The sequence below is a fragment of the Pseudomonas izuensis genome (genome assembly GCF_002356535.2).
Lineage (GTDB): Bacteria > Pseudomonadota > Gammaproteobacteria > Pseudomonadales > Pseudomonadaceae > Aquipseudomonas > Aquipseudomonas izuensis.
In genome coordinates this window covers 2,013,753-2,036,779 of record NZ_AP017423.2, presented here as the reverse complement: position 1 = coordinate 2,036,779, position 23,027 = coordinate 2,013,753, and the positions used below count along the sequence as shown (strand labels likewise).

Sequence of the window (23,027 nt, the reverse complement as noted above, 5' to 3'; positions counted from 1 at the left end):
ATTCGTTACGACTAGCGAAATTGCGCGAGGAACCGCAAGTCGTTGTCGAAGAACAGACGCAAGTCGTTCACGCCGTAACGCAGCATGGCCAGACGCTCAACGCCCATGCCGAAGGCAAAGCCCGAAAACTCTTCCGGGTCGATCCCGGACATGCGCAGCACGTTCGGGTGAACCATGCCGCAACCCATGACTTCCAGCCAGCCTGTCTGCTTGCAGACACGGCAGCCTTTACCGCTGCACATCACGCATTCCATGTCGACTTCAGCGGATGGCTCGGTGAACGGGAAGTACGAAGGACGGAAGCGCACTGCCAGTTCTTTTTCAAAGAACACGCGCAGGAACTCTTCGATGGTCCCCTTCAGGTCGGCGAAGTTGATGTCGCGGTCGACCAGCAGGCCTTCGACCTGGTGGAACATCGGCGAGTGGGTGATATCGGAGTCGCTGCGATACACACGGCCTGGGCAGACGATGCGGATCGGCGGCTGTTTCGATTCCATGGTGCGGACCTGTACCGGCGAGGTATGGGTGCGCAACAACATGTTGGCATTGAAATAGAAGGTGTCATGCATCGACCGGGCCGGGTGATGGCCTGGGATGTTGAGCGCCTCGAAGTTGTGGTAGTCGTCTTCGACCTCAGGGCCTTCGGCGATGCCGTAGCCGATGTGGGTGAAGAACTGCTCGATACGCTCCAGAGTCCGGGTAACCGGATGCAGACCGCCTGAGGTCTGGCCGCGGCCAGGCAGGGTCACGTCAATGGATTCGGCGGCGAGCTTGGCTGCGAGATCAGCCTCCTCGAACAACGCCTTGCGCGCATTGAGAACCTCTGTGACACGCTCCTTGGCGACGTTGATCAGCGCGCCGACTTGCGGACGCTCCTCTGCCGGCAAATTCCCCAGGGTCTTCATCACCTGAGTCAATTCACCTTTTTTGCCAAGGTAGTGAACCCGGATTTGCTCCAGGGCATTGATATCTTCAGCGCTTTGCACAGCCTCTAGAGCTTGAGAGACGAGCGCGTCCAGGTTTTCCATGTACAGACTCCAGATACAAAATAGGGGAAGAGCTTGAAGGCTCTTCCCCTATTTATGACGTTTAACACCTGACCCCACAGAGGTGAGGCCGGGTGACTGTCGGGGGTACTTAAGCCAAGGTGGCTTTAGCTTTCTCGACAATCGCAGCAAACGCCGCTTTTTCGTTCACTGCCAGATCAGCCAGAACCTTACGGTCGATCTCGATGGACGCTTTTTTCAGGCCGGCGATGAAACGGCTGTAGGACAGACCGTTGATACGAGCACCAGCGTTGATACGAGCGATCCACAGAGCGCGGAACTGACGTTTTTTCTGACGACGGTCACGGTAGGCGTATTGGCCTGCCTTGATTACCGCTTGCTTGGCAACACGGAATACGCGGGAGCGTGCGCCGTAGTAGCCTTTAGCAAGTTTCAGAATTTTTTTGTGACGCTTACGGGCAATGACGCCACGCTTTACACGAGCCATGAGTTACTTCCTCTATTCTTGACTAAAATTAACGAAGGCGCAGCATGCGCTCGACTTTTGCCACGTCAGACGGATGCAGCAAGCTGCTACCGCGCAGTTGACGCTTACGCTTGGTCGACATTTTGGTCAGGATGTGGCTCTTGAAAGCGTGCTTGTGCTTGATACCGTTAGCAGTTTTCAGAAACCGCTTAGCAGCACCACTTTTGGTCTTCATTTTTGGCATGTTCGGATACTCCGCATTCAGTTGATAAACATAATCAGAAGGCCTGCCGTGCCCTGTTGATTACTTCTTCTTTTTCGGGGCGATGACCATGATCAGCTGGCGTCCTTCCATCTTAGGATGCTGTTCGACCGAACCGTACTCGAGCAAGTCACCTTCAACTCGCTTGAGGAGTTCCATCCCCAGCTCCTGGTGGGCCATCTCACGGCCGCGGAATCGCAAGGATACCTTGGCCCTGTCCCCGTCACTCAGGAAACGTACCAGGTTGCGCAGTTTTACCTGGTAATCCCCTTCCTCCGTCCCTGGACGAAACTTGATTTCTTTTACCTGAATCTGCTTCTGGTTCTTCTTCGCCGCAGCAATCTGCTTCTTCTTTTCGAAGATCGATTTGCCGTAGTCCATCACCCGGCAAACAGGCGGGACAGCGTCGGCGGAGATTTCTACCAGATCAAGCTTGGCTTCTTCAGCAATACGAAGCGCTTCATCAATCGAGACGATGCCAATCTGCTCGCCGTCAGCGCCAATTAACCGAACCTCGCGTGCCGAGATATTCTCGTTGATCGGGGCTTTCGGTGCAGCTCGTTTATCTTGTCTCATTTCACGCTTAATAATAATTACTCCGAATCTTGGCGACCACGCCGGGAAACCGCTTGCGCGAGGAACTCGGCGAACTGGGCGACGGGCATCGAGCCCAGGTCAGCACCTTCACGAGTACGCACAGCGACAGTCTGCATCTCGACTTCCTTATCTCCAATAACCAAGAGATAGGGAACCTTGAGCAAGGTATGCTCGCGGATTTTAAAGCCGATCTTTTCATTTCTCAAGTCAGACTTGGCACGAAACCCGCTTTCGTTGAGAGTTTTTTCCACTTCGGCGACAAAATCTGCCTGTTTATCAGTGATATTCATCACCACTGCCTGGGTCGGCGCCAGCCACGCAGGGAATGCACCCTCGTAGTGCTCGATCAGAATTCCGACGAAACGCTCGAAGGAACCCAGGATCGCCCGGTGCAACATCACCGGATGCTTGCGGCTGTTGTCTTCGGAGACGTATTCGGCGCCCAGACGGACAGGCAGGTTAAAATCGAGCTGCAGGGTACCACACTGCCAGACACGGCCGAGGCAATCTTTCAGCGAGAACTCGATCTTCGGACCATAGAACGCGCCCTCACCCGGCTGCAGATCGTACGGCAGGCCCGCGCTATCAAGGGCTGCAGCCAGTGCCGCTTCTGCGCGATCCCACAACTCATCGGAACCGACGCGCTTTTCCGGACGAGTGGAGAGCTTCATTTCGACGTCTTTAAAGCCGAAATCGGCGTAGACGTCCATGGTCAGCTTGATGAACGCAGCGGATTCAGCCTGCATCTGCTCTTCGGTGCAGAAGATGTGGGCGTCATCCTGAGTGAACGCACGCACACGCATGATGCCGTGCAATGCGCCCGATGGCTCGTTACGGTGGCAGGCACCGAACTCGGCCAGACGCATCGGCAACTCGCGGTAGCTCTTCAGGCCTTGATTGAACACCTGCACGTGGCAAGGGCAGTTCATCGGCTTGATGGCGTAGTCGCGGTTTTCCGACTGGGTGGTGAACATGTTGTCGGCGTAGTTGGCCCAGTGCCCGGATTTCTCCCACAGGCTGCGGTCAACGACCTGAGGCGTCTTGATTTCCAGGTAGCCGTTGTCGCGCTGCACCTTGCGCATGTACTGCTCGAGCACCTGGTACAGGGTCCAGCCGTTCGGGTGCCAGAACACCATGCCCGGAGACTCTTCCTGGGTGTGGAACAGGCCCAGGCGCTTGCCGATCTTGCGGTGATCGCGCTTCTCGGCTTCTTCGATGCGCTGGATATAGGCAGCCAGCTGCTTCTTGTCGGCCCACGCCGTGCCATAAACGCGCTGCAATTGCTCGTTTTTGGCATCGCCACGCCAGTAGGCGCCGGACAACTTGGTCAACTTGAAGGATTTGAGGAAGCGAGTGTTCGGCACGTGCGGACCGCGGCACATGTCGACGTATTCTTCGTGATAGTACAGCCCCATGGACTGTTCGTTCGGCATGTCCTCGACCAGGCGCAGTTTGTAGTCTTCGCCACGGGCCTTGAACACTTCGATCACTTCGGCGCGCGGAGTGACTTTCTTGATCACGTCATAATCTTTCTCGATCAGCTGCTGCATGCGCTGTTCGATGGCGGCCAGGTCGTCCGGAGTGAAAGGACGCTCGAAGGCGATGTCGTAATAGAAACCTTCGTCGATGACCGGACCGATGACCATTTTGGCGGTCGGGTACAACTGCTTGACCGCGTGACCCACCAGGTGGGCGCAAGAGTGGCGAATGATCTCCAGCCCCTCTTCATCCTTTGGCGTGATGATTTGCAGCGAAGCGTCGCTGTCGATGATGTCGCTGGCATCGGCCAGCTTGCCATTGACCTTTCCGGCCACGGTGGCCTTGGCCAGGCCAGCACCAATGGATGCGGCGACCTCGGCGATGGAAACCGGGTGATCGAATGAACGTTGACTGCCGTCGGGAAGAGTAATAGTTGGCATGGCGCCTCCTCTCCTAGTGGTGACCCCTACCAAAGGTCACGTGGGTTGGGATGAGCCAGTACAAGATCCGGTCCAGGCCATTCAATGACGAACGCCTGCCTTACAGCGGCAGGAGCCTTGCGGCCAACCGGAAAACCGAACCAGAGTGACTGGGATTCAAATCAGGGTTATTCGCGCGCTCACCGCGGCCGGGACTGAAGGTCAACCGATACCTGTAAACACGCGAGCCAAGCATGCTAACACAGATGAACGGTCGTCGCGGGATACAGCTTTTCCAACGGGGTAAATCAATCGTTTTTATGCCAGAGTGCTGAACTTGAAGCCCGGTCTACCCCTCAGATAACTACACATTGACCCACAAGGAGTATCCCAGCATGCGTCTGAATCGTTTGTTCGCTGTAGTCGCACCCATCGCCCTGCTGTTGCCTTTAGCCGCCCACGCTGACTGGCCAAAGGGCGAACGCGAGAAATACATGGCGCAATGCGTACCTGCGGCCGCACAAACTATCGGTGAGGCCGCGGCAAAAGCCCATTGCGCTTGTGGCGCCGACGCACTCAAATCGTACCCGGCCAGCGACCTGAAATCCCTGATGGAGAACAAAGCCAGCGCGGAACTGCAGCAACAGGCTTTGACCCAGATTTCCAAGTGCAAGGCCACCAACCCGGCGAAAAAATAAGCCTGGCAAGGCGGTAAAAAAGCGCTTTCAGCTGATGAATGGCCTCTGAAAATCGCTTTTTCCTACGATTTATGCAGGTTTTACAGCTTTTTTTATCACCTTTACTTTCGACTGAAAGCCTTTAAAACCGGGGCTTTCAGCCATATCAGGCAACAAAGAATGTGCGACTGTAGGGCAAACAGCACCCGCGGGGGGCTCCCAAAGCGAACATTTCGACTATGATACCCCGGTGTGCCCAGTTGGCCTGAGCAGCACAGTACTACTGAAAATATATGTTTCTTGGAGATACACCATGTCTAATCGCCAAACCGGCACCGTTAAATGGTTCAACGATGAAAAAGGCTTCGGCTTCATCACTCCTCAAGGTGGCGGTGACGACCTGTTCGTACACTTCAAAGCTATCGAAAGCGACGGTTTCAAAAGCCTGAAAGAAGGCCAAACCGTTTCCTTCGTGGCTGAGAAAGGCCAAAAGGGTATGCAAGCTGCTCAAGTTCGCCCAGAGTAATATCCAGGCGCACTAAAAAAACCCCGTCCATGTGACGGGGTTTTTTGTGGGCAATGCAAAAGCCTGAACGATCAGCCGCAGTTGACGCGGGTGACGATCCGATTGGCATCGGTATTGAGGTTCAGACGATCTGAGCGGTACTCCATCGTCACCATGTCGGTAGGCAGGAGGAACCGCGCATTCTGTGCGCCGGCCCGTGTACGCGCCTGCTCCAGCAATTCAGGTGAAGCCTGTTTGCCAATGGTGAATTCGGCCGCTTTGGCCTCGCAACGGCTGTAACCTGTGTCAGTCGTCGTTACAGGGTCAGTTGCCGACTCGGTGGTGGCAGTGCTGCAGCCGGCCAGCATGGCAACGGCCAACAAAGTACCCAATGACGCGAGCTTCCAAGGCATGAAGCCTCCTATTTTCGAGAGTTAAGCTGAGATCGTGCGACCGCCATTCCGGCGTTTGGTTTCACGGGAAGACTGACGATCTGCCCTTTGACTACGGACAAACGGCGAGTTTGCCTGAGCACTACCCTGCACTTCACCCTTCAATCGTGACTGAATATTAATAACGCTCAATAGACGTCGATGTAATCAAAGGCCGGTTTCGGCCAGTTCTGTTTCAGCGCATTGAAAATCTGCATCACCCAGACCTCGTCGCTGGCTGCGACACGCCCGACATAACCGGAACCCTTGGCCCAGGTTTCCAGTCGGAACAGCAATCCGTCGATATCGGTGCCGCCCACGACCCCCGAAGAAATATAGGCGATGCCGCCCTTGGTCACACGCAATTGCGTGTGCTCATCGTCGCTGGCTGATGCCAGCAGCTGACGCACTGCGTCAAGGGTCAAGCCGTCAGGGGTGTTCAGATCGATCTGCACAGCACAGTCCTTGAAAAGTCATCAAGGACCCAGTGTCGCATAGCCCTCTACTCATTCCTAAGTCGGAGTGCCAAAAGCGCCGCAAAATGGTTAACTCGACACTTCGACTTTTCCGACTGCACGAGCGCCATCATGACCACCGTAAGCATCGACGCCAACATCACTGTCAAGTGGCCACAAGGCCACAGCTCTTACAGTCCGGGCAGTCCGGAAGAGCTGGCAATCATCGGTATCGATCTATTGGTCAAAGGACTGGGAACCGAAGCAGCCCAGCAATTTATCGCGCAAATTTTCGAAAAATACGAAATCAATCACTTGGGTGCACCCCATACCGGCAAGGCGTAAAAAACCGCCGGCAGGCACCTGCAGTCCGAGGGCTACTTCAGGCGCGCAAGGCGCTCGGTCAGCAAATCGAAGAAGCCCTGGGCATCGCCATTTTCAACCCAGAAGGCATTTTTCGGCGCCTTGAGACTGTCGTACCAATCGACGATGGTCTGGCCAAGGGTTGGACCTTCGCGACTATCAATCACGACATTCACCTCACGACCACTGAATAGCTGCGGCCTGAGCAGATAGGCGATAACCGTTGCGTCATGCACCGGACCACCCGGAATGCCGTAGTGCTCCATATCAGCCTTGATGTATTCATTCAGAATGTCGACCACCCGTTTGCTCGCGTTGTTGTTCAATGCCGCAATCTGCTGCAGACGCGTGTCGCTGGTGAGGATCTTGTGGGTCACGTCCAGCGGCAGGTAAGTCAGTTTCACACCGCTCTTGAGCACCACCTCGGCTGCCTGAGGATCGGCGAACAGGTTGAACTCTGCCACGGGCGTAATGTTGCCGCCGTTGAAGTGCGCGCCGCCCATGATCACCACTTCCTTGATGCCCCGGACTATTTCCGGCTCCTGGATCAGTGCCAGGGCCAGGTTGGTCTGTGGTCCGAGTATGGCAATGGTGATGCTATGGGACTTGGCCGCCATCAGGGTGTCGATCAGGTACTGGATCGCATTGCCCTCGGCCAGGCCTTTCTTCGGCTCATGGACAGTGATGCCCGATAGCCCTTCCTTGCCATGGATGTCCTCGGCATAGATGGGTTTGCGCATCAGCGGCTTCTTCGCTCCTGCATAAACCGGTACGTCCTCGCGCCCAGCCCACTCACGAGCCAGCCTTGCGTTACGCGAGGTCTTGTCCAGGCGTACGTTGCCGGCGACAGTGGTCAATGCGCGGATGCTCAACTCCTGCGGCGATGCCAGTGCAAACAGCAGGGCAATCACATCGTCGGCACCGGGGTCGGTGTCGATGATCAAGTCGATCTTTTCCGCCGCGTGGGCGCCGTTTGCGGTAATCAGGGACAAAAGCAGCAGACTCCGAAGCAGATGAGGCAGTTTCCGGGCATAACGATACAGGGCGCACTCCTTGTGCAGGGTAGAGCATAAAAACCTGTCAGAACGTCACCCCGGCGACCAAAACGATGTTGCAGTACGGCTGGCATTCGCCGGTCCGAACAATCGCCCGGGCCTGTCGGCTAAGGACCTTCAATTGCTCATGACTGAGCAGATCACGCTGCCCGAGGGCACCCTCGCCACTCAGCTCATCCAGAGCAGCCAGTGCCGACGGCCTTTTCTCCAGGATTTCCCGGGCCAGCACATGACTTTCAACCTGCATCTCGCTGAGAACAACTTTCAGGGTGCCGATGAAATCCGGAATACCGTGGGTCAAGGCCAGGTCGATCAACTCGACACCGGGCGGTACCGGCAGACCCGCATCGCCGATCACCACGGTGTCGCCATGCCCCAGGGAAGCGATCAGCCTCGACAGTGCAACGTTGAGCAAGGGTGTCTTTTTCATGGTGTCTTGAACGCCTGCACTTCGGACAAGGTGGGAATCGAGGGTTGCGCGCCGGCTCGGGTGACCGACAACGCTGCGGCAACCTGGCCGAAACGGATCGCTTCGGCTTCGCCTTTACCGCCCGCCAGCGCAGCGGCAAAACCACCGACGAACGTATCGCCGGCCGCCGTGGTGTCGACTGCCTTCACGGTTGGCGCAGGGAAATGTTCGATGCGTTGGCCATCGGCCAGTAGCGAGCCTTGGGCCCCGAGGGTGATGATCACCTTGCCGGCGCCCAACTCGATCAGGCGGCTTGCAGCGGCTTGCGCGGTTTGCCGAGAGTCCACCGGCAAACCGCTCAGCGTCGACGCTTCGCTCTCGTTGGGAATCAGGTAATCGATGTTCTCATACCAATTTGCAGGCAACGGGCGACTGGCCGGTGCCGGATTGAGGATCACGATCTTGCCCAGTTCCCGACTGCGCTTGAGCGCGTGGCCCACCGTGGCATCCGGCACTTCCAGCTGACAAATAATCACATCGGCGGCCTGCAGGACCGAATCGAAGCAGCCGACCACTGCCGGCGTCAGTGCGCCGTTGGCACCCGCGACGATCACGATCGCGTTCTGGCTGTTGTCATCGACCACAATCAACGCCACACCACTGGAATCGTCCACGGTGCTGACCGCCTGACAATCGACCTGCTCGGCCAACAGGGCCGCGCGAAGCTCTTCACCATAGGCATCGCGCCCCACGCAGCCGACCATCGACACCTGAGCCCCCAATCGCGCGGCGGCCACGGCCTGATTCGCACCCTTGCCGCCGCAGACCTTGGTAAACGAATGGCCGATCAACGTTTCACCACCCTGCGGCAGCCTCGGGGCCCGGGTCACCAGGTCCATGTTCAGGCTGCCTATAACCACTACTTTTGCTGGCATTCATCACTACTCGTTTAATCAGTTTTAGCGGTATTCGGCAAACACACCGGCCAGTGGCGCGGTCGATTCACGCATAACAATGCTTGGCGTCACGATCCGCTGTTCAGTCGCCAGATCCGGCGTGGCGATCCGGCGCAGCAGCACTTCGGCGGCCATTTCGCCAAGCTGCAGGATCGACTGCCCCACCGTGGTCAACGCCGGATAGACATAACGACTCATCTGGATATCGTCGAAGCCGATTACCGACAGCTGCGTCGGTACGCGCACATTGCGCTCGGCGGCAGCTCGCAGCACGCCGATACCGATCATGTCGTTGGCGGCGAAGATGGCGCTGGGCGGGTTGCGCTCCAGCAGGATCGCGGCAGCGTTGTAGCCACCGGTGCTGGTGAAGTCACTTTCCAGCATGCGCTCGCCGCGCACTTCGATGCCCGCGTCTTTCAGTGCCCGGCGGAAACCGGCCAGACGCATCTGCGCCACGCGGGTCGTTGCCGGACCGCTGATGGTGGCGATGTCACGGTGCCCCAATTCCAGCAGGTGCCGGGTCGCCAGGTAGGCACCGTATTCGTGATCGATGCGCACCAGGTCCGCATCGACGCCTTCCAGCCCGCGGTCTACGATCACCATCGGCGTGCGTACGCCCGATAAGCCCTGCGCCAACCCGCTATCACCACCCGCCGATGCGACGATCAGCCCGTCGATGCGTTTTTCCAGCAGCATCCGCAGGTAATTGCGTTGCTTATCCGGGTTATCGTCAGAGTTGCAGAGGATTACGCAATAACCATTGCGCTCGCAGCAATCCTCGATGCCCCGGGCCAGCTCGGCGAAGTACGGGTTAAGACTGTTGGGCACCAGCAAACCGATGGTCGCCGTGGTTTTGGCCTTGAGGGACCGGGCCACGGCGCTGGGTACATAGTCCAGGGTTTTGATCGCCGCCTCGACCTTGATCCGCACCTCTTCGCTGACCGGCCGGGTCTTGTTCACCACGTGGGAAACCGTTGTGTAGGAAATCCCCGCGAGTGCTGCTACATCCTTGATCGTTGCCATGGTTCAGGTCCGCCGGCTTGCGCGTTGACTGCGATAGGTATCGAGCACCACCGCGACCACGATCACCGCGCCGGTGATGATGCGCTTGGTGGGTTCGGTTGCGCCGATCTGCGCCAGGCCGGCCGCCAATACGGAAATGATCAACACGCCAAAGAACGTGCTGATCACCGAACCACGCCCCCCCATCAAGCTGGTGCCACCGATCACCACTGCGGCGATCACTTGCAGCTCCAGGCCGGAGCCCGCATTCGGGTCCGCCGCTTCCAGGCGCGAAATCTGAAACAGCGCGGCGATCCCGGCCAACAACCCCATCAGGCTGAACACCAGGACTTTGTAAGGCTTGGGATTGATCCCCGCCAGCCGCACCGCTTCTTCGTTGGTGCCGATGCCGATCAGGTAGCGACCGAACACGGTACGGGTCAACACGGCCTGGGCGATGAAGATGATCAGCAACGCAATGATAAAGGACGGCGAAATACCGAAGGCGATCGGATTGGAAAACCAGGCGAAGGCATCGCCGATGTACGCCGTGCGCGAACCGGTCATCTGGTACGCCACGCCGCGGGCCATCTCCAGCACGCCGAGGGAAACGATGAACGACGGTATGCGCCACGCCACGGTGATCGAACCCGTGAGGGTTCCGGCCAGCGCAGCCACCACCATGCCGAGCAATGCCGCGGGCAGGACATTCCAGCCCCAGCCGAGAATCGCCACGCTGACTGTCGACGCAGCGAGCGCCAGCACCGACCCCACCGACAGATCGATGCCGCCGATAATCAACACGAAGGTCATGCCGACCGCCAGGACCATCAGGTCAGGAATCTGGTTGGCCAAGGTGCTGAAGGTGTCGTAAGACAGAAAATGGCTGCTCAGGATCGAGAACAGCACCACCATCGCCAGCAAGGCACCGGCCAGGCCCAGATAAGTGCCGAGGCCAAAAAAATTGCCGCTGGGTTTGCCGGCTAAAGAAGCGGTTTTCATGGAAGATCCCTAGGCGCTGCTTCGTTGAGCAGCGCATCACGTTTTTGGTAGCCGGCAAATGCAGCGGCAAGCAAATCATCCTGGGTCCAGCTGTCGCGCTCGAACGTGTCGATCAGACGCCCCGCCGACAGCACGCCGATCCGGTCGCAGATCAGCATCAATTCACGCAGGTCGCTGGACACCACCACCAGTGCCTTGCCCTGGCGGGTCAATTCGCCGAGCAGCGCATAAATGTCGAACTTGGCACCGACGTCGATGCCCCGGGTCGGCTCGTCGAACAGCAGCACCGAGCAATCGCGCTCCAGCCAACGACCGATTACCACTTTCTGCTGGTTGCCGCCTGACAATTCGGACACCAACTGTGTCGGACCGGAACTGCGGATGTGCATGGCGTCGATCTGACGCTGGGCCAGGGAGGTCTCGTCGCCGTTGTTGACGAAGCCGCCGCTGGAGATGCCGGGCATATTGCCCAGCGCGATGTTGGCGCTGATCGACTGCGTCAACAGCAGGCCTTCACCCTTGCGGTCCTCGGTGATCAGGGCGATGCCATGACCGACCGCATCCACGGGAGAACGGATGCTGACGACCTGAGCCGGCGAGCCCAGCGCCACCGTGCCGCTGTCCGCGGTATCGGCGCCGAAGATCAGGCGCAGCAATTCGGTGCGCCCTGCCCCGATCAGGCCGGAAATGCCGAAGATCTCGCCGGCGCGTACCTCGAACGACACATCACGAACCTTATCGGCACGGGTCAGGCCCTGAACCGTCAACGCCGGAGCCCCGATGTTGCGCGGCCCCATGTCGATGTGTTCACCCAGTTCTCGGCCCACCATCAAAGTGACCAATTGCTCGCTGTTGTAATTGGCCATCGGCTCGACGCACACCAGATGGCCATCGCGCAGCACTGCAATGCGCTGGGCGACCCGGGCCAGTTCTTCGAGGCGATGGGAGATATAGATGATCGACACACCACGCGCCTGCAGACGGGTGATCTGCTCGAACAGCATCTCGACCTCCCGGGCCGTGAGCATCGCGGTCGGTTCGTCGAGGATCAGCACGTGGCAATCGCCGATCAGGTTGCGGGCGATCTCGACCATTTGCTGGTGGCCGATGCCGAGTTCACCGACAAGCGTGTCCGGATCGATCGCGTCGAGCCCGACCTGAGCCATGGCTTCGATCGCGGCCTTGCGCAATTGCTTGCGATTGATCCAGCCGCCGTTGCTAGGCAGGTTATGGAGAAAGAGGTTTTCCGCCACCGACAGGGTGGGCAGCAGATTGAGTTCCTGCATGACCATGCGGATGCCCAGGTCTTCCGCCTGAGTGCGGCTGCCAGGACGATAATCCTGTCCCTGAAATTGCATCTGGCCAGTGGTCGGCGCGACCAGTCCACCCATGATTTTCGACAGCGTGCTTTTGCCTGCGCCGTTTTCACCGGTCAGCGCCAGCACTTCACCGCGCATGAGCGTCAGGTCGATGCCGGTCAGCACCGGTTGGGCGTAGGTCTTGCCGATACCGCTGACTGACAGGACAGCGTTCGGGGCGCGAACGGACATAAAAACTCTCCATGTGCCCGCCCGGGCGGACGAGCACTGCTGTGTCGCCAGAGGATTACTTTGTAACCAGCTCTACCGGTGTCTCGATCACACCGTTGGCGCTGTCGACTTTCTCGCCCTTGATCATTTTCAACGCGGTCTCGATACCGAATATCGCTTGTTTGGCCGCGAACTGATCGGCAGTGGCCAGCACACGACCGTCCTTGAGCATCGGCTTAATGGCATTGATATTGTCGTAGCCGACTACTTGCACTTTGCCGGCCTTGCCCGCGGCGCGCACGGCAGACACTGCACCGACCGCCATGCTGTCATTACCGGCCAGCAGGGCCTTGATTTGCGGGTATTCGCTGAGCATGGCGGAGGCAACCTGGTTGCCCTTGTTGATCTCCCAGTCACCGGACTGCACGGACACCACCTTGATCTGCGCAGCCTCCATCGCATCCTTGAAACCCGCGGTGCGGGCCTGGGCGTTGGTGGTGGTGGACACGCCTTCGATAATGCCGACTTCATCACCGGCCTTGAGCTGCTTGGCCAGGTACTCACCCACCAGTCGCGCCCCTTTGCGGTTATCCGGACCTACGAACGGAACGCTGATGTTTTTGCTTTTCACCACCGCCGGGTCAAGCTGATTGTCGATGTTGATCACGGTGATACCGGCATCGACCGCTTTCTTGATCACCGGCACCATGGCCTTGGAATCAGCTGGCGCGATGACCAGCGCATCGACTTTTGAAACGATCATCTGCTCGACAATACGGATCTGGTTGGCGGTGTCCGTTTCGTCCTTTATACCGTTGGAGATCAGCTCGAATTCGCTGGAGTGGTCTTTCTGGTAGGCCTTGGCACCGTCTTCCATGGTCAGGAAGAATTCGTTGGCCAGGGATTTCATGACCAGTGCGACTTTAGGCTTGGCGGGTGTTTCGGCAAAAGCCGAAGAGACAGGTAACGCGGCGGCAGCGGCGGCCAGCATAGCGACAGCAAGAAGACGTCCAGCGAATGGCAGCTTCATGGGTTCACTCCGATCTTATGATTATTGTGAGCAACGCTTGCGCCGACGTAAGCTACCTGGCGCTATCGATGGATTTTGTCCACCGTCATGGCCGCGCAAACGTTTGCGTTGATCGAACTATGCGAACCTTGTCAAAATTTGTCAACGACCGGAAATGCCCTTTACAGGCTCGAAGCCTGGATAAAAACCGACTGTTTTTTATCATGCCGTCGTACTGATCACGCTTCCCGTACTCGCGGATTTGGTCAATTCCTTTACCAGGGCGGCAGTCACTTGCAACAGGGCGGCCGATGTATCGGCAATCTGGCCCTGAATCGCCATCACTGCCGTCGACTTGGCGTCCGGTGTTGGAAACGCCGCGGCTTGCGTGGCCGCCAATTGCTGCTGCTGTTCGCGCAGTTGCTGTTGCAGTTCCTGCATGCGTTTGAGCAGCGTCTTCACCGCAATGCTTTGACTGTCACCGCTTTCGGATTCAGAACCGCGAACATCACCGGGGCTGACTGCCTTTTTCTCACCCCCCTCCACCTCAGTCGACGATTCGACGGGCGCCGGTGATTTCCCACCGATGTTGATCACGAATGCACTTGGAAAACCGACAGTCAACGACATATGAACTCCATGAATTAAAAATTCCTCAGGAAGAAGATCGACCTGTGCACGGGTTTCTTTAGCTCTGTTTCACGAGCCGTCAGAAAGACCTGTTCAACAGCCATCCTTTTCGGTGAGCCGAACACAAAAACGCCAGACGGTCGGATAACCGGACATCCCAAGCGTCCGCACTTCGCATGACTCGTTTAAATATTTAAACAAATCAATAGGTTAAAGGTTTTTCTCCATGCAACACATGACTGGTACAGATCCTGCTCTTCTCCAGCACCCCAAGCGTTCAGATTCGCCGGGGCACATCTAGATGAACCTGCATCAGCACCGTCACGACTAGAGAGAAAAATAATGACATCTGCTATCAAGACTTTTGTTCCGGGCGCCTTGGCCCTCCTGCTACTCCTGCCAACAGCCCTTCAGGCAAAAGAAGTCGAAACCCAACAGAAACTGGCGAACGTGGTGATCCTGGCCACCGGCGGCACCATTGCCGGCGCCGGTGCCAGCACGGCCAACAGCGCTACCTATCAAGCGGCAAAAGTCGGCGTCGACAAATTGATCGCCGGCGTTCCGGAACTGAGCCAATTGGCTAACGTTCGCGGCGAACAGGTCATGCAGATCGCATCCGAGAGCATCACCAACGACAACCTGCTGCAATTGGGTCACCGCGTGGCCGAACTGGCCGACAGCGCAGATGTCGACGGTATCGTGATTACCCACGGCACCGACACCCTGGAAGAAACCGCCTACTTCTTGAACCTGGTGGAAAAAACCGACAAGCCGATCATCGTCGTTGGCTCCATGCGTCCCGGCACCGCCATGTCTGCCGACGGCATGCTCAACCTCTACAACGCCGTGGCCGTGGCCAGCAGTAAAGAGGCACGCGGCAAAGGCGTGCTCGTGACCATGAACGATGAAATCCAGTCAGGTCGTGACGTCAGCAAAATGGTCAACATCAAGACCGAGGCATTCAAAAGCGCTTGGGGTCCGCTCGGAATGGTGGTGGAAGGCAAATCCTACTGGTTCCGCTTGCCAGCCAAGCGCCACACCATGGATTCGGAATTCAACATCAAGACCATCAAGAGCCTGCCTGACGTTGAAATCGCCTACTCCTATGGCAACGTTGGCGACACCGCCTATAAGGCACTGGCTCAGTCGGGAGCCAAAGCTATCATCCATGCCGGCACCGGCAATGGCTCTGTGTCCTCGCGGGTCGTTCCAAGCCTGCAAGCCCTGCGCAAGGACGGCGTGCAAATCATTCGTTCTTCCCACGTCAACGCCGGTGGCTTCGTACTGCGCAACGCCGAGCAGCCTGACGACAAATACGACTGGGTCGTGGCGCACGACCTGAACCCGCAAAAAGCACGCATCCTGGCCATGGTTGCCCTGACCAAGACCAACGACAGTAAAGAGTTGCAAAGGATGTTCTGGGAGTATTGATTCGCCCTCGCCCGAACGATTTCGGTCGGGCACTGATTTCACCACTCGCCAGCCTTGGCGAGTGGCTCTCACCTCCCCCCGATAAAAAATCGCCCTTCGCCCTACGCCAAAACGAAAAAACGGCTGTCAGAAGATTTTCTTGAGTTTTAAGCAGTTGCGAAAATGCCTACAGTTAAATACTGTATGCACGTACAGCTTAATAAGGAAAATTCCGTGGACACCACTTCCGCTTCACCTGACGCCTATGTCCGCATGGGCTTGCGCGTTCAGAAAATCATCAACTCCCCCACTGCTCAAAAAGCCAAGGCAGCCCTGATTTTCCGTCTTCCGGACGAGCCCGCGGATGAGTGGGAGCGCTTGCTCGAAGAAATCGACGAGAACGACAACGTCACCCTCGCCTATCGCGACGATGGTGGCGTGCAGATTTTCTGGGTTGTGCCGAAGGAAGATTGAGTCAATGAGTGTCCGCTGTTTTGCTTTGCTGTTTCTGTTGTTCGCCATGGGCGCCCAGGCCGATGCGCCACGTACTTTCGACGAAGCCAAGAAAGTGGCCTGGAAGCTGTACGCACCACAATCCACCGAGTTTTATTGCGGCTGTAAATACACCGGCAACCGGGTGAACCTCGCGGCCTGTGGATATGTGCCGCGCAAAAATGCCAAGCGCGCTGCCCGCATCGAGTGGGAGCACATTGTTCCCGCCTGGCAGATTGGTCATCAGCGCCAATGCTGGCAAGAAGGCGGACGCAAGAATTGCACGCGGTACGATTCCGTCTATCAGAAGGCCGAGGCCGATCTGCATAACCTGGTGCCCAGCATCGGTGAAGTGAATGGCGATCGCAGCAACTTCAGTTTCGGCTGGCTGCCGGAGCAATCGGGTCAATATGGTTCGTGCCTGACTCAGGTCGACTTCAAGGCGAAGAAGGTCATGCCTCGCCCATCCATTCGCGGCATGATCGCCCGGACTTATTTCTACATGAGCAAGCAGTACGGATTGCGCCTGTCGAAACAGGATCGCCAACTGTATGAAGCCTGGGACAAAACCTATCCGGTTCAGGCCTGGGAACGTCAACGCAACCAGAGCGTGGCGTGCGTCATGGGACGCGGCAACGAGTTTGTCGGCCCGGTCGACATGAAAGCCTGCGGTTAAACGCCCATTAAAAACACAAAGGCCTCGGGTTCAACCCCGAGGCCTTTGTGTTTCCAGTGGGCTCGACCATCAACAAGTCCACTTGCACTGCCCTGGTTTGACTGCCCTGGCTTGATCGCGAAACAGCCATTGCGTTGTTACTGAGCGACCGGTCGCTCCAGCACCAGCAGCTCTATGTTCTTCTGCTTCGCCCGGGTGATGGCCGCGCTGACCTCCGCCTGCTTGGCCTCGGCCTCGGCTTTTGAATTGAACGGCCCCATCAGCACTCGGACCTTGCCATTCTCCCGGACGACATTGGTCATGAAATTGTGCTCGATCAACCAGCCACTGATGTCGCTGACTGCCTGGGATGATTCACCCCGCACTTCCAGGTCCCATTGCGGCGCTGATGCCTGCGCAGGTGCGGCGATCGTTGCCGGCTGCGGCTTCGGTGCGTCAGCGCGCTTGCCTTCACCACATCCCGCCAGCGCCAGTACCGCCATTACCAAGACCATTTTGCGCACAGCGTTGCCCTCTGAATGCTTAAAGCGAAGATTTTAACACTCATGATTACGTCCCGAGTGCCGCAAAATGGGCGCAAAACAACGAGAATGATGGTTGCGGCCTCTGTATAGTTACGCCTTGGGAATTAATGCTGCATCTGCACGTCAGAAAGAGGCACCCAAACCGTGAGACTTCGCACTAATCTATACATACCACCGACCTCTGCACTGTCCGAATCAGGTGCCCCATAAAGCAATCAAGGAGAAGACCATGCTGATACTCACCCGCAAAGTCGGTGAAAGCATAAACATTGGCGATGACATTACGATCACCATTCTGGGCGTAAGCGGTCAGCAAGTCCGGATCGGCATCAACGCCCCGAAAGACGTTGCGGTGCACCGTGAAGAGATCTATCAGCGCATTCAGGCTGGCCTGACCGCCCCGGACAAGCCACAAACTCCCTGAATTCTGATGCAGTCAGTAGCCAGCCCGTTCACCCCGGAATGACGGCTGGCTAAAGATTCAAGCGCCGACGCACCCGACCATCCCCGACTAGCCAAACGTCACGCCGCGTGCCATGCCAGTGGCCGCGATCACCATCAGCAACAGCAGCAACGCCTCGACATGACTGATGCGCGCAAACAGCGTCGCGCGCCCGGTATCGATTCCCGCGCCACGCGCCAGCGCCACCCGCCACTTGATCAAGGTCACCATCGGCGTCACTTCAAGCAGCAGGATAAGAACGAAGAGCGTCATCTTGAGGTGGAACAACGGCTGATGCAGGTAGTAATCCGTACCTTTCTCGTACCCGCCAAAGGCTCGCACCCCACCGGTAACCAGCAGAATGAGCGCAGAAATCCCCCACAGGTTATCCGCGATCAACACGCTGCGAGCCTCCCCCGTGCCGACTGCCAGACGCCGAAAATTCGTACCACGAACCAGAACGGCCCAGAACCCAAGCGCAAACGCCAAAAGATGCACTGCCGCAAGAAACCAGTGAGTCAGCATCGAGAAACTCCTGTCAGGACGTCGTTGAATCAACCTGTCAGTAGTAGCCCATGTCCCATGGGTTTGCACCCACCTCGCACTTTGCCATTCACGAGTTTACGCTCCGTCGACGCGCTCCCGGAGGCTGCGGAAAACATAACGTTGCAGACCGGCTAGACTTCAACACTCCAGTGCCTCAGCGCCCTGCAGACACTACCCCCAACAGCTGTCATTCCCACCGAATTGAACTGAGTACACGACATCATGTGTGAATCATGCGATTCAAACTCTGCTTCAAAAATGAATGATCGTCGCCATTTTCTTCGGGTTGCCGGGCTAGGAGCCGGTGCCCTGCTACTTGCCGGTATCCTGCCCGACCGGGTCATTCAGGCAGCAGAAAAAACCTCAGCGCCGCCAAAACCTAAAAACGTGATCAACCCGGATGAAGCCCTGAAACGGTTGATGAAGGGAAATGAGCGATATATCAGTGGCAACTCCAAGAAACACGACTTCAAGAGCGAACGTGAAGCGTTGGTCTCCGGCCAGAATCCGTTCGTGGCAGTATTGAGCTGCTCCGACTCGCGCATCGCCCCCGAGTACGCTTTCGATACCGCACGAGGTGATCTGTTTGCCATACGCGTCGCTGGTAACTTCGTCACAGATGAAGGTCTGGCCAGTCTTGAATACGGCGTTGCCGTGCTGGGTGCGCCACTCATTCTGGTATTGGGGCATGAGAGCTGCGGCGCCATCGAGGCCGGTATAAAAGCCGTAAAAGAGCACACCGTGTTCCCTGGGCAAATCCAGAAACTGACTGACGCACTCAAACCCTCTATCGAGACAGTCATCAACCAGCCCGGAGACCTGGTGGAAAACGCAACCGTTCAGAATGTCAAAAACACAGTCGACCGCCTCAAGAAGGCCACGCCTCTGCTGACCGACGCGCTCGGTAACGGCAAACTGAAAATAGTCGGGGGCATCTATCGACTGGCGACCGGCAAAGTCGAACTGATTGCCTGACTCGACACAGCATCGGTGAGGCGTATCAGATGTGAAGAGCCCAGCGCGATGGCTGGGCTCTGGTTATTTTCTGTTTTCCATCATTTTGTCAGCGAGGGCTTTGGCCCTCTCGATCAACAGGTTCTGCCTGTCTTCGTGAGTAGCGCCGCCGACAACCGGTGCTGTCAGATTGCTTTCGGCAATCAACGCCGCGCAGAAGTATTGATCCCAGACGGTTTTAGATTCGGATGACTGCTTGTTCATTTGGTCGGAGATCATGTTCGACTCCTTAGATGAGGTAGTACTGCCCATTCTACGCCTGAATGGCGGTGTGACTGTGGCGGCATGACCTGTCAGGACAGTGACTGGTTATCGGGTTACAAAATCCACTTCAGAAGAACATGAGACGCGATCCACGAGGACGACTTGACCACCATCCATTGAAGCAGAAGGCAAATGGACAAATAAGTCGCATAGAACTTGATCATCCCTCGCCTCCCCATATTGGTCTCCCGCACAAAAGCCAGCGAAGCACTTGGTCACGTGTTCAGGTTGGATGCCATTCGGTGCGATCAGTTCAATATCAAAACGAATTGGTTTTCATTCGATCAAACTCATTTCGATCCGTCGCTCGCAAATGATAATATTTATCATATGAAATCAGCACCGGGACGCATGCGTGATGAGGGAGCGTTACGAGATCCATTTTGTGGCCAATGGGTTCAAGAAGGTCGTCATCGTCGAGCGCTCGAACATGAGCGACCTCGAGGCCTGGAAAGCAGCCCTGCTCCATCAGGGAGAGTGCGCAGGAGCCACTATCAATATCCGGTTCATCGCTGACGCCATGGAAAGAGCTGCGGATCGTGACATTCGAAAAGTGCGCTGGAACAAAGCCAGCCACACCATCGCCTGGAGCGAACGCGCGAAATTGGCAAGGAATACGGTAGGGTTGAAAATTATTGAGTAGGTCTGGAGAGTCGCTTCAAATGGGGAGGTAAGCCGTGTTTCGCAAAAGCTTTGCAAATCGCAGACAACAAAAAAGGGCCCACCTTTCGGTGAGCCCTTCTAGACCGCCCAGCAGAGCGGATTTTGTTTGGTAGGCGCGATTGGACTCGAACCAACGACCCCCACCATGTCAAGGTGGTGCTCTAACCAACTGAGCTACGTGCCTGCTGTGAGGCGGCATTCTACGGAATTCCGGAGGGGTGTCAACACCTTTTTTTCGAGCTAACCCTATGAATATGCAAAATATTTAATTTTTCGGCTGCAAAGAAGATTTTCCGGTGGCTGGCGGTGGTTTTTTAACTCGGGTAGGATCGACACACTCGTAAAATATATTAAACAGAGGCAGCAGGATGGCGAACACCCCCTACCCAGAGTCCTACTACGCCGCATCGGCCAATGCGGTGCCGCCGCGCCCGGCTCTGCAGGATGATGTTGAGACTGATGTCTGTGTGATCGGCGCCGGTTACACCGGACTGTCGGCGGCGCTGTTCCTGCTGGAGAGTGGTTTCCGGGTAACGGTGCTGGAAGCGGCCAAGGTGGGTTTCGGCGCGTCGGGACGTAACGGCGGCCAGATCGTGAACAGCTACAGCCGCGACATTGATGTGATCGAGCGCAGTGTCGGTCCCAAGCAGGCTCAGTTGCTGGGGCAAATGGCGTTCGAGGGTGGGCGGATCATTCGTGAGCGGGTCGCCAGGTACAACATCCAGTGCGACTTGAAGGACGGTGGTGTGTTCGCCGCCATCACCCCTAAACAGATGGGCCACCTGGAATCCCAGAAGCGCCTTTGGGAGCGCTTCGGTCACACGCAACTCGAACTGATGGACCAGCGACGCATCCGTGAAGTGGTGGCCTGCGATCAATACGTCGGCGGCATGCTGGATATGAGTGGCGGGCATATTCACCCGCTCAATCTGGCGCTGGGCGAAGCGGCTGCCGTGGAGTCGCTGGGCGGCACCCTTTACGAGCAATCACCGGCCGTGCGCATCGAGCGTGGCGCGAATCCGGTAGTGCATACGCCACAAGGTAAGGTCCGGGCAAAATTTATCATCGTGGCGGGCAACGCCTACCTGGGCAATCTGGTACCGGAACTGGCTGCCAAGTCGATGCCATGCGGCACTCAAGTCATTACCACGGAGCCCTTGGGCGATGCATTGGCGAAAAGCCTGCTGCCTCAGGACTACTGCGTCGAGGACTGCAACTACCTGCTCGACTACTACCGCCTGAGTGGTGACAAGCGCCTGATTTTCGGCGGCGGCGTGGTGTATGGCGCGCGGGATCCGGCGAACATCGAGGCAATCATTCGGCCGAAAATGCTCAAGGCCTTCCCGCAGCTTAAAGATGTGAAGATCGACTACGCCTGGACCGGCAACTTCCTGCTGACCCTGTCGCGCCTGCCGCAGGTCGGACGCCTGGGTGACAACATCTATTATTCCCAGGGTTGCAGCGGCCACGGCGTGACCTACACGCACTTGGCAGGCAAGGTTCTGGCTGAAGCGCTGCGTGGCCAGGCCGAGCGTTTCGACGCGTTTGCAGACCTGCCGCACCACCCCTTCCCTGGCGGTCAATTGCTACGCACACCGTTTGCGGCATTGGGCGCCTGGTATTACGGATTGCGGGACAAGTTTGGCTACTAAGTAACACTGCAAAACTGTGTGGGAGCGAGCCTGCTCGCGAAGACGGTGTGTCAGACATATCAATGCTGACTGACACGACCTCTTCGCGAGCAGGCTCGCTCCCACAGTGGTATTGGGGTTAGAGCCGATCCCGCGCGATACCGCTGCGAATCCGCAGGATATCGGCCAGCACCGCCAAGGCAATTTCCGCCGGTGTCTTACTGCCCAGGTTCAAACCGATTGGCGCATGAATCCGCGTCAGTTCGACATCCCCCAGACCACCAATTCGCCGCAAGCGCTCGAAGCGCTTCTGCGAAGTCTGCAGGGAGCCCATCACTCCGATGTAAAACGCCTCGGTTCGCACCGCTTCCATCATTGCCAGGTCATCGATGCGCGGGTCGTGGGTCAGGGCGACCACTGCCGTATCGCTGTGGCAGCCACCGTCGGCGATGAACACCGACGGCAGTTGACGGCGGATCTCCACGTTGTCCAGCACCACGCCTTGCAGCACCTCGTCACGCGGATCACACAAAATCACCTCGAACCCCAGGCCCACGGCAAATTCCGCGCAAGCCTGCGCCACGCTGGAGTACCCGGCCAACAGCAAACGCTGTGCCGCGCCGACGCGCAGTCGAACCCGGTCGATCTCGCGCTCTACGCGCGCACCCTGTTCGCGATCGTCGAACAGACTGCGTGCGCCGCTAACCAGGTCGACTTCGCGGATCAACCGACGCCGTCCCAACAGTGCCGACTCCAGCTCGCGCAAATGCGACTGCACGTCGCAATCAGGCTCAAGCTTCTCGACCAACACATCCAGTACGCCGCCACAGGGCAGGCTGACCCGCGAGCGCGGGTCATCGCCTTCGCCGTAGCGCACGACGCTGACCGCTTGCTCGAATGCACCTTCGGCGACGCGTTCGAGAAAGTCTTCCTCGACACAGCCGCCGGACAGCGAACCGATCCACTGTCCATCTGCACTCACCGCCAGCAACGAACCCGGCGCACGGGGTGCCGAGCCGTAGGTGGCGAGGACAGTACACAGCCAGACTCGATGTCCGCCCGCCGACCACTCCAGCGCCCGGCGCACCACTTGCAGATCCAGATGCTGCATG

The 23,027-nt window shown here is 57.5% G+C and carries 29 protein-coding genes and 1 tRNA gene; 10 read left to right on the top strand and 20 right to left on the bottom strand.

The annotated features are described in order from the left end of the window. Positions 1-11: 11 nt before the first annotated feature. The 5 genes from pheS to thrS all read right to left on the bottom strand — a co-directional run bounded on the left by pheS (position 12) and on the right by thrS (position 4,251). The gene (gene pheS, locus LAB08_RS09215) at positions 12-1,028 is read right to left on the bottom strand and encodes a phenylalanine--tRNA ligase subunit alpha (protein WP_007940232.1); all 1,017 of its coding nucleotides are present in this window, start codon (positions 1,026-1,028) and stop codon (positions 12-14) included. 109 nt (positions 1,029-1,137) lie between these two features. After that, entirely contained in the window at positions 1,138-1,494 is a 357-nt protein-coding gene (gene rplT, locus LAB08_RS09210) for a 50S ribosomal protein L20 (protein WP_007905879.1), read from the bottom strand. Positions 1,495-1,522: 28 nt separating this feature from the next. Next, positions 1,523-1,717 carry a 50S ribosomal protein L35 gene (gene rpmI / locus LAB08_RS09205; protein WP_002553160.1) on the bottom strand — a complete coding sequence of 65 codons (195 nt, stop codon included), beginning with the start codon at positions 1,715-1,717 and terminating at the stop codon, positions 1,523-1,525. A gap of 60 nt (positions 1,718-1,777) precedes the next feature. Further along, positions 1,778-2,329 carry a translation initiation factor IF-3 gene (gene infC / locus LAB08_RS09200; protein ID WP_169843736.1) on the bottom strand — a complete coding sequence of 184 codons (552 nt, stop codon included), beginning with the start codon at positions 2,327-2,329 and terminating at the stop codon, positions 1,778-1,780. After that, positions 2,329-4,251, bottom strand: coding sequence for a threonine--tRNA ligase (thrS, locus tag LAB08_RS09195; RefSeq protein WP_096512522.1), 1,923 nt, complete (start codon positions 4,249-4,251; stop codon positions 2,329-2,331). The genes infC and thrS overlap by 1 nt, the downstream gene beginning before the upstream one ends. 374 nt (positions 4,252-4,625) lie before the next feature. Here thrS and LAB08_RS09190 point away from each other — a divergent pair, with 374 nt between their 5' ends. Then, positions 4,626-4,928 (top strand): hypothetical protein, encoded by a 303-nt coding sequence (locus tag LAB08_RS09190; RefSeq protein WP_096512523.1) that lies wholly within the window; start codon positions 4,626-4,628, stop codon positions 4,926-4,928. Between the two features lie 292 nt (positions 4,929-5,220). Then, entirely contained in the window at positions 5,221-5,433 is a 213-nt protein-coding gene (locus LAB08_RS09185) for a cold-shock protein (protein ID WP_003179963.1), read from the top strand. 71 nt (positions 5,434-5,504) lie between these two features. Here the strand turns inward: LAB08_RS09185 and LAB08_RS09180 are convergent, their stop codons facing one another. Then, positions 5,505-5,825, bottom strand: coding sequence for an I78 family peptidase inhibitor (locus LAB08_RS09180; RefSeq protein WP_096512524.1), 321 nt, complete (start codon positions 5,823-5,825; stop codon positions 5,505-5,507). 167 nt (positions 5,826-5,992) lie between these two features. After that, complete coding sequence (locus tag LAB08_RS09175; protein ID WP_096512525.1) at positions 5,993-6,298, bottom strand: hypothetical protein; 306 nt, start codon at positions 6,296-6,298, stop codon at positions 5,993-5,995. A gap of 132 nt (positions 6,299-6,430) precedes the next feature. Here LAB08_RS09175 and LAB08_RS09170 point away from each other — a divergent pair, with 132 nt between their 5' ends. Then, positions 6,431-6,643 (top strand): hypothetical protein, encoded by a 213-nt coding sequence (locus tag LAB08_RS09170; protein ID WP_096512526.1) that lies wholly within the window; start codon positions 6,431-6,433, stop codon positions 6,641-6,643. 32 nt (positions 6,644-6,675) lie between these two features. Here LAB08_RS09170 and LAB08_RS09165 read toward each other — a convergent pair whose 3' ends face one another. The 8 genes from LAB08_RS09165 to LAB08_RS09130 form a co-directional block, all read right to left on the bottom strand. Further along, positions 6,676-7,704, bottom strand: coding sequence for a nucleoside hydrolase (locus tag LAB08_RS09165; RefSeq protein WP_096512527.1), 1,029 nt, complete (start codon positions 7,702-7,704; stop codon positions 6,676-6,678). Between the two features lie 37 nt (positions 7,705-7,741). Further along, positions 7,742-8,146, bottom strand: coding sequence for a D-ribose pyranase (rbsD, locus tag LAB08_RS09160; RefSeq protein WP_096512528.1), 405 nt, complete (start codon positions 8,144-8,146; stop codon positions 7,742-7,744). Continuing rightward, positions 8,143-9,060 (bottom strand): ribokinase, encoded by a 918-nt coding sequence (rbsK, locus tag LAB08_RS09155; protein ID WP_096512529.1) that lies wholly within the window; start codon positions 9,058-9,060, stop codon positions 8,143-8,145. Before rbsK ends, rbsD begins: the two co-directional genes overlap by 4 nt. A gap of 24 nt (positions 9,061-9,084) precedes the next feature. Further along, positions 9,085-10,104 carry a LacI family DNA-binding transcriptional regulator gene (locus LAB08_RS09150; protein ID WP_096512530.1) on the bottom strand — a complete coding sequence of 340 codons (1,020 nt, stop codon included), beginning with the start codon at positions 10,102-10,104 and terminating at the stop codon, positions 9,085-9,087. Between the two features lie 3 nt (positions 10,105-10,107). After that, positions 10,108-11,085 carry an ABC transporter permease gene (locus tag LAB08_RS09145; RefSeq protein WP_096512531.1) on the bottom strand — a complete coding sequence of 326 codons (978 nt, stop codon included), beginning with the start codon at positions 11,083-11,085 and terminating at the stop codon, positions 10,108-10,110. Beyond that, the gene (locus LAB08_RS09140; protein WP_096512532.1) at positions 11,082-12,635 is read right to left on the bottom strand and encodes a sugar ABC transporter ATP-binding protein; all 1,554 of its coding nucleotides are present in this window, start codon (positions 12,633-12,635) and stop codon (positions 11,082-11,084) included. The genes LAB08_RS09145 and LAB08_RS09140 overlap by 4 nt, the downstream gene beginning before the upstream one ends. Positions 12,636-12,690: 55 nt before the next feature. Then, positions 12,691-13,644 carry a sugar ABC transporter substrate-binding protein gene (locus tag LAB08_RS09135; RefSeq protein WP_096512533.1) on the bottom strand — a complete coding sequence of 318 codons (954 nt, stop codon included), beginning with the start codon at positions 13,642-13,644 and terminating at the stop codon, positions 12,691-12,693. Between the two features lie 201 nt (positions 13,645-13,845). Further along, positions 13,846-14,253 carry a hypothetical protein gene (locus tag LAB08_RS09130; RefSeq protein ID WP_096512534.1) on the bottom strand — a complete coding sequence of 136 codons (408 nt, stop codon included), beginning with the start codon at positions 14,251-14,253 and terminating at the stop codon, positions 13,846-13,848. Positions 14,254-14,595: 342 nt separating this feature from the next. Between LAB08_RS09130 and LAB08_RS09125 the strand changes: the two genes are divergently transcribed. From LAB08_RS09125 to LAB08_RS09115, 3 genes are all read left to right on the top strand, one after another. Further along, the gene (locus LAB08_RS09125) at positions 14,596-15,684 is read left to right on the top strand and encodes an asparaginase (protein ID WP_096512535.1); all 1,089 of its coding nucleotides are present in this window, start codon (positions 14,596-14,598) and stop codon (positions 15,682-15,684) included. Positions 15,685-15,846: 162 nt separating this feature from the next. Beyond that, the gene (locus LAB08_RS09120) at positions 15,847-16,137 is read left to right on the top strand and encodes a DUF1654 domain-containing protein (protein ID WP_096512536.1); all 291 of its coding nucleotides are present in this window, start codon (positions 15,847-15,849) and stop codon (positions 16,135-16,137) included. Positions 16,138-16,141: 4 nt separating this feature from the next. Continuing rightward, the gene (locus LAB08_RS09115; protein ID WP_096512537.1) at positions 16,142-16,831 is read left to right on the top strand and encodes an endonuclease; all 690 of its coding nucleotides are present in this window, start codon (positions 16,142-16,144) and stop codon (positions 16,829-16,831) included. Between the two features lie 137 nt (positions 16,832-16,968). On the opposite strand, the gene LAB08_RS09110 is transcribed toward LAB08_RS09115, so the two are convergent. Beyond that, positions 16,969-17,334 carry a penicillin-binding protein activator LpoB gene (locus LAB08_RS09110; RefSeq protein ID WP_096512538.1) on the bottom strand — a complete coding sequence of 122 codons (366 nt, stop codon included), beginning with the start codon at positions 17,332-17,334 and terminating at the stop codon, positions 16,969-16,971. Between the two features lie 250 nt (positions 17,335-17,584). On the opposite strand from LAB08_RS09110, the gene csrA reads away from it, so the two are divergent. Next, the gene (csrA, locus tag LAB08_RS09105) at positions 17,585-17,779 is read left to right on the top strand and encodes a carbon storage regulator CsrA (RefSeq protein WP_007938114.1); all 195 of its coding nucleotides are present in this window, start codon (positions 17,585-17,587) and stop codon (positions 17,777-17,779) included. An 87-nt stretch (positions 17,780-17,866) separates the two neighbouring features. Here csrA and LAB08_RS09100 read toward each other — a convergent pair whose 3' ends face one another. Beyond that, positions 17,867-18,322, bottom strand: a complete 456-nt coding sequence (locus tag LAB08_RS09100) for a DUF2214 family protein (RefSeq protein ID WP_096512539.1) — start codon at positions 18,320-18,322, stop codon at positions 17,867-17,869. Positions 18,323-18,565: 243 nt separating this feature from the next. Here LAB08_RS09100 and LAB08_RS09095 point away from each other — a divergent pair, with 243 nt between their 5' ends. Then, positions 18,566-19,318, top strand: coding sequence for a carbonic anhydrase (locus LAB08_RS09095; protein WP_096512540.1), 753 nt, complete (start codon positions 18,566-18,568; stop codon positions 19,316-19,318). A gap of 63 nt (positions 19,319-19,381) precedes the next feature. Here the strand turns inward: LAB08_RS09095 and LAB08_RS09090 are convergent, their stop codons facing one another. Further along, the gene (locus LAB08_RS09090) at positions 19,382-19,576 is read right to left on the bottom strand and encodes a hypothetical protein (RefSeq protein WP_096512541.1); all 195 of its coding nucleotides are present in this window, start codon (positions 19,574-19,576) and stop codon (positions 19,382-19,384) included. Between the two features lie 403 nt (positions 19,577-19,979). On the opposite strand from LAB08_RS09090, the gene LAB08_RS09085 reads away from it, so the two are divergent. Beyond that, a complete protein-coding gene (locus tag LAB08_RS09085) occupies positions 19,980-20,264 on the top strand; it encodes a hypothetical protein (RefSeq protein ID WP_096512542.1) in 285 nt (94 codons plus the stop codon). 127 nt (positions 20,265-20,391) lie between these two features. On the opposite strand, the gene LAB08_RS09080 is transcribed toward LAB08_RS09085, so the two are convergent. Next, positions 20,392-20,468, bottom strand: a tRNA-Val gene (locus LAB08_RS09080). A gap of 184 nt (positions 20,469-20,652) precedes the next feature. Here LAB08_RS09080 and LAB08_RS09075 point away from each other — a divergent pair. Further along, on the top strand, positions 20,653-21,936 hold the full coding sequence (locus LAB08_RS09075) for an NAD(P)/FAD-dependent oxidoreductase (RefSeq protein WP_096512543.1): 1,284 nt from the start codon (positions 20,653-20,655) through the stop codon (positions 21,934-21,936). A 118-nt stretch (positions 21,937-22,054) separates the two neighbouring features. Here LAB08_RS09075 and LAB08_RS09070 read toward each other — a convergent pair whose 3' ends face one another. Then, the gene (locus LAB08_RS09070; RefSeq protein ID WP_096512544.1) at positions 22,055-23,026 is read right to left on the bottom strand and encodes an XdhC family protein; all 972 of its coding nucleotides are present in this window, start codon (positions 23,024-23,026) and stop codon (positions 22,055-22,057) included. Between the last annotated feature and the right edge of the window lies 1 nt (position 23,027).